At 65.0% G+C, this 5319-nt stretch carries 4 protein-coding genes and 1 pseudogene; 3 read left to right on the top strand and 2 right to left on the bottom strand.

Going from position 1 to position 5319, the window contains the following annotated elements; all coding sequences use genetic code 11:
* Positions 1-399 (bottom strand): annotated as a pseudogene (locus EOA38_RS27015) (hypothetical protein); the annotation flags it as partial.
* A gap of 288 nt (positions 400-687) precedes the next feature.
* Complete coding sequence (gene phaC, locus EOA38_RS27010) at positions 688-2523, bottom strand: class I poly(R)-hydroxyalkanoic acid synthase (protein ID WP_127300668.1); 1836 nt, start codon at positions 2521-2523, stop codon at positions 688-690.
* A 97-nt stretch (positions 2524-2620) separates the two neighbouring features.
* Here phaC and EOA38_RS27005 point away from each other — a divergent pair, with 97 nt between their 5' ends.
* From EOA38_RS27005 to EOA38_RS26995, 3 genes are all read left to right on the top strand, one after another.
* Positions 2621-3028, top strand: a complete 408-nt coding sequence (locus EOA38_RS27005) for a hypothetical protein (RefSeq protein WP_189350016.1) — start codon at positions 2621-2623, stop codon at positions 3026-3028.
* Positions 3029-3077: 49 nt separating this feature from the next.
* On the top strand, positions 3078-4295 hold the full coding sequence (locus tag EOA38_RS27000; RefSeq protein ID WP_126093441.1) for an LL-diaminopimelate aminotransferase: 1218 nt from the start codon (positions 3078-3080) through the stop codon (positions 4293-4295).
* Between the two features lie 47 nt (positions 4296-4342).
* Positions 4343-5319 (top strand): homoserine dehydrogenase (locus tag EOA38_RS26995; protein ID WP_145966079.1); only part of this gene is annotated, 977 nt, incomplete at its 3' end.

Genomic DNA, 5319 nt, shown 5'->3' with positions numbered 1-5319 from the left:
CCGGAGCCCCGCCCCGGCGCCACCTTCCCCAGCGTCGCCGTTCCAGCGGGCGCCACCTCGATAGCCGGGAACACGCCGCAAGCGCTGGCGCAGCCCGCGCAGACGGCCGACGAGACGAAAGCAGCCGCCGAGAAGGTCGCCGCCGGCGACGCTGGGGAAGGTGGCGCCGGGGCGGGTCTCCGGCACATAGGCGACCTTTTCCGGCAGGGGCTTGTCGTCCTCGCTCATCACGGTCGATGACGCTTCCGAGGAGGCCGACGTCACCTGCAAGGTCGAATCGGTCGAAGTTGCAGGCTTGGCGCCGGAAGCCGCGCTCATCTCGGTGGCGGTCGAATTATAGGCCGGCGTGACGACCGACATCGTCGGGTCGCCGGTCGAGGTGCAGGAGGCCAGAAGCACTGAGAAAAGCGCTGCCGCTATGCTGCGGCTTTCCCTTCGTGCGAGACGCCAACCCTCTGGTTTCAAAACAAATTTCCCCCTTGGCATCCGGTCCGTTCATCATCGCCGTGGCGCTCCAGTGCCCCTGGCGACGACCTCCTGTTCCCGAACCGGAAACGGGATCTGTATCGTATCTGCAAGCCTCGGATTTATTCTGCGTCTGAAGGCGAATTGAGGTTGCGAAAACGATTAACGCCACCATTTCGGCCTGTTTTGCCAGCCCGTCAACTCACCAGACATTACAGTCCGTTACACACGCATCTTGACATAGGTGCCCGGCGCATCTCCCAGGGTTTTCATACGCTTGCCCGGTTTGCGGGCGGGCACATGCACATTGTCCTGGCTTTCGATCCAGTGCTGCCAGTGCGTCCACCAGGATCCCAGATGCTCGTGCGCGGTGGCGAACCACTGGCCGAAGTCGCCCACCGGCCTGCCGCCCGTCCAGAACTGGTATTTGTGCGCCGCGGGCGGATTGACGACGCCGGCGATGTGGCCCGAGCCCGCCATCACATACTCGACGTCGCCGCCGAAAAACTGCGAGCCGAGGAACACCGAGAGCGCCGGCGCGATGTGGTCCTCTTTCGTGGCAAGGTTGTAGACCGGTATCGTGATGTCGGCCAGCGAGACGGTGCGGCCGGCAAGCTCCATCGTGCCGCGCGAGAGATTGTTCTCAAGATAGCAGTTGCGCAGGTAGAAGGAGTGGTTGGCCGCCGCCATGCGGGTCGAATCGGCGTTCCAGTAGAGCAGGTCGAAGGGCAGGGGGTCCTTGCCGCGCATGTAGTTGTTGATGACATAGGGCCAGATCAGGTCGCCCGAGCGCAGCATGTTGAAGGCGGTCGCCATCTTGGTGCCTTCGAGGTAGCCCTTCTCGCTCATCGAGCGCTCGACCGCGGCAACCTGGTCTTCGTCGACGAAAACCTTCAGGTCGCCGGCATGGGTGAAATCGACCTGGGTGGTGAAGAAGGTCGCCGACTTGATGCGGTGGTCGCCTTCCTGCGCCAGAAGCGCAAGTGCTGCCGCCAGCAGCGTGCCGCCGACGCAATAACCGATCGCGTTCACCTCCTTCTCGCCGGTCGCCTTCCCGACGATGTCGAGGCCGTATTGCAGGCCCTCGCGGATATAGGCCTCCCATCCCTTGGCGCCGTGGCGCTCATCCGGGTTGATCCAGGAGATGACGAAGACGGTGTGGCCCTGCTCGATCGCCCAGCGGATGAAGGACTTCTGCGGGTTGAGATCGAGGATGTAGTATTTGTTGATCCATGGCGGGCAGACGAGCAGCGGCCGCTTCAGCACCGTCTCCGTCGTCGGATCGTACTGGATGATCTCGGCGACGTCGCTGCGGCCGATCACCTTGCCGGGCGTCGTGGCGATGTTCTTGCCGATCTCGAACGGCGCGTAGTCCGCCTGGCGGAGCTTCAGGTCGCCCCTGCCGGCGGCGATGTCCTCGGCCAGCATCTTCATGCCGCGCACCAGGTTCTCGCCGTTGGAGGCGACGGTCTCGCGGAACAATTCCGGGTTGGTCAGGATGAAGTTCGACGGCGCGATCGCGTTGGAGACCTGCTTGACGTAGAAGCTCGCCTTGTGGCGGGTGTGCTCGTCCAGGCCCTCGGCATGCTCGACCAGGTCCGCGGCCCAGCGCGAGGTGACGAGATAGGCCTGTTTCAGGAAATCGAAGAAGGCGTTGCGGCCCCATTCCGGGTCCTGGAAGCGCTTGTCGCCGCGTTCGGGCTTCACCGCGTCCTCGGGCCTTTCGGCATTGGGGCTGACCTTCTGGATGGCGTTCGCCCAGACCGTCATGTAGCCGGCGAAGAGCCGCGTCTGCGCTTCCAGCGCGCGCTGCGGGTCGGCCAGCCAGTATTCCGAGAGCTTGGAGAAGGTCTTGACCATGTCGACCACGGGTTCGGCGACATGGTCGCGCACCTCGCCCTTCTCGCGCGGCTCGGCCCAGGCGGAGGCCGCCTTGCCGGCCTGCTCGACCATGCGCGCCATGTTCAGCGCGAACCGTTCGGGATCTTTCACCAGATATTGCTCGACGGTCGAAGGTCCGTCATTTTCCGCTTTGTCCGAATCGGTCGCTTTGGACATGGTTCGCGGGGTTCCTCCCGGAGCGTTTTCTTGACATATTATCATGGGACATCCGACCGGGTCCAACTCGCTCTAACCCGGCTGCCAGGAAAACAATATGACGATTGATGTTGGCGGGACTTATTTTCTCGGCGCCGGTTCGATTTGCCGCATCGCTGCCGCGGCCGCGCTGCTGTGCGCGCCGCTGCTGGCCGGCGGCTGCACCAGCACCGGCGCGAACAATTCGGCGCCGACGGCGCTGGCGGAGGGACCGAAGGACACCGGTTCCTATCCGAACCTCAATATTCGTCCCCAGGTCGCGGCCAAGCAACTGAGCAAGGAGGAGACCGCCGCCAAGCTCGGCGAGCTCAAGGCCGACGAGCAGGCGCAGCTCGCCAAGGGCGGCGGCGCGAAACCAGCCGCCAATACGGCCGCGCTCAACACACTCGCCAGGACGCATGGCGACGACACGCTGAAGCAGATCGAGGGCAAATGCGATCCGGCCCTCGACCCTAACTGCAATTAGGTTTATATCGCGCGCCGAAAGCGCCCCCTTTTGATCGTCTGGAACTGAAATGGAAGAGTTTCACAAGGTCCGCCGGCTTCCGCCCTACGTGTTCGAGCAGGTCAACCGGTTGAAGGCCAGCGCCCGCTCGCGCGGTGCCGACATCATCGACCTTGGCATGGGCAATCCGGACCTGCCGACGCCGAAATCCATCGTCGACAAATTGTGCGAAGTGGTGCGCGATCCGCGCACGCATCGCTATTCGTCCTCGCGCGGCATTCCGGGCCTGCGCCGCGCCCAGGCGAACTACTATGCCCGCCGCTTCGGCGTGAAGCTCAACCCCGACACGCAGGTGGTGGCGACGCTTGGCTCGAAGGAAGGCTTCGCCAACATGGCGCAGGCGATCACCGCGCCGGGCGATGTCATCCTGTGCCCCAATCCGACCTATCCGATCCACGCCTTCGGCTTCATCATGTCGGGCGGCGTCATCCGCTCGCTGCAGGTGGAGCCCGATGACGGCTTCATCCCGGCCGTCGAGCGCGGCATCCGCCACTCGATCCCGAAGCCGCTAGCGCTGATCCTCAACTATCCGTCGAACCCGACGGCGCTGGTCGCCTCGCTCGATTTCTACAAGGACGTGGTCGCCTTCGCGAAGAAGAACGACATCATCATCCTGTCGGACCTTGCCTATTCGGAGATCTACTTCGACGGCAACCCGCCGCCTTCGGTGCTGCAGGTCCCGGGCGCGATCGACGTCTGCGTCGAGTTCACCTCGATGTCGAAGACCTTTTCCATGCCTGGCTGGCGCATGGGCTTCGCGGTCGGCAACGAACGGCTGATCGCGGCGCTGACCCGGGTCAAATCCTATCTCGACTACGGCGCCTTCACGCCGATCCAGGTGGCGGCGGCGCATGCGCTGAACGGTGACGGCGCCGACATCGAGGAGGTGCGCGAGGTCTACCACAAGCGGCGCGACGTGATGGTCGATTCCTTCGGCCGCGCCGGCTGGACCATTCCGGCGCCGGCGGCCTCGATGTTCGCCTGGGCGCCGATCCCGGAACAGTTCCGCCAGCTCGGCTCGCTCGAATTCTCCAAGCTGCTCATCGAGCATGCCGACGTCGCGGTGGCGCCGGGCATCGGCTTCGGCGAGCACGGCGACGACTTCGTGCGCTTGGCGCTGGTCGAGAACGAGCACCGGATCCGGCAGGCGGCGCGCAACATCAAGCGCTTCCTGGCCTCGACCGCCAAGCAGCCCAATAATGTCGTGCCGCTCACGGCCCGCCGCTGATCTCGCCGCACATCACACCGACCAATCTTTGAGGGGCGTCGCCGGACATGGCTGAAGCGTTGCGTGTTGGAATTGCCGGCCTCGGCACGGTGGGCGCCTCGGTGGCGCGCGTGCTCGACGAAAAGGCGGCCGAGCTCACCCGCCAGTGCGGTCGCGACATCGTCGTCACAGCCGTCTCGGCGCGCGACCCGAAGCGCGACCGTGGTGTCGATCTCTCCACCGCCAAGTGGTTCGACGATGCGGTGGAGATGGCCGAAAAGGCCGATATCGATGTCTTTGTCGAGCTGATCGGCGGCGACGAAGGGCCTGCGCGGGCCTCGGTCAAGGCGGCGCTCGAGGCCGGCCGCCATGTCGTCACCGCGAACAAGGCGCTTTTGGCCAAGCATGGCGTGCAGCTCGCCGAGATCGCCGAGAAGAAGGGCGTGCTGCTCAACTACGAGGCGGCGGTGGCCGGCGGCATCCCGGTCATCAAGACGATGCGCGAGGCGCTGGCCGGCAATCAGGTCACCCGCGTCTTCGGCATCCTCAACGGCACCTGCAACTACATCCTGACCCGCATGGAGGCCGAAGGCATCTCCTTCGACGCCTGCCTCAAGGACGCGCAGCGGCTCGGCTATGCCGAGGCCGATCCGACCTTCGACATCGAGGGCCACGACACGGCGCACAAGCTGTCGATCCTGACCAGCCTTGCCTTCGGCACCAGGATCGCCGCCAACGACATCTATATGGAAGGCATCTCCAACATCACCCAGGCCGATATCCGCGCGGCCGCCGATCTCGGCTACCGCATCAAGCTGCTCGGCGTCGCGCAGCGAACCGAAAGCGGCATCGAGCAACGCGTGCACCCGACCATGGTGCCGACGGCCTCCGTCATCGCGCAGGTGCACGGCGTCACCAACGCGGTGGCGATCGAGACCGACATTCTGGGCGAGCTTTTGCTCTCCGGTCCCGGCGCCGGCGGCAACGCCACCGCCTCGGCGGTGGTCGGCGGTATCGCCGACCTCGCCAAGAGCCGGCCCGGCCT

Origin of the sequence: Mesorhizobium sp. M1E.F.Ca.ET.041.01.1.1 (assembly GCF_003997355.1) — a bacterium.
Taxonomy (GTDB): domain Bacteria; phylum Pseudomonadota; class Alphaproteobacteria; order Rhizobiales; family Rhizobiaceae; genus Mesorhizobium.
Note: the sequence above shows the minus strand (reverse complement) of the source record. Positions and strands in the feature narration are given on the sequence as shown.

Coding starts and splice junctions, on each gene's coding strand:
- EOA38_RS27005 (WP_189350016.1), top strand. CDS start 2,621: ATGACGATTGATGTTGGCGGGACTTATTTTCTCGGCGCCGGTTCGATT.
- EOA38_RS27000 (WP_126093441.1), top strand. CDS start 3,078: ATGGAAGAGTTTCACAAGGTCCGCCGGCTTCCGCCCTACGTGTTCGAG.
- phaC (WP_127300668.1), bottom strand. CDS start 2,523: ATGTCCAAAGCGACCGATTCGGACAAAGCGGAAAATGACGGACCTTCG.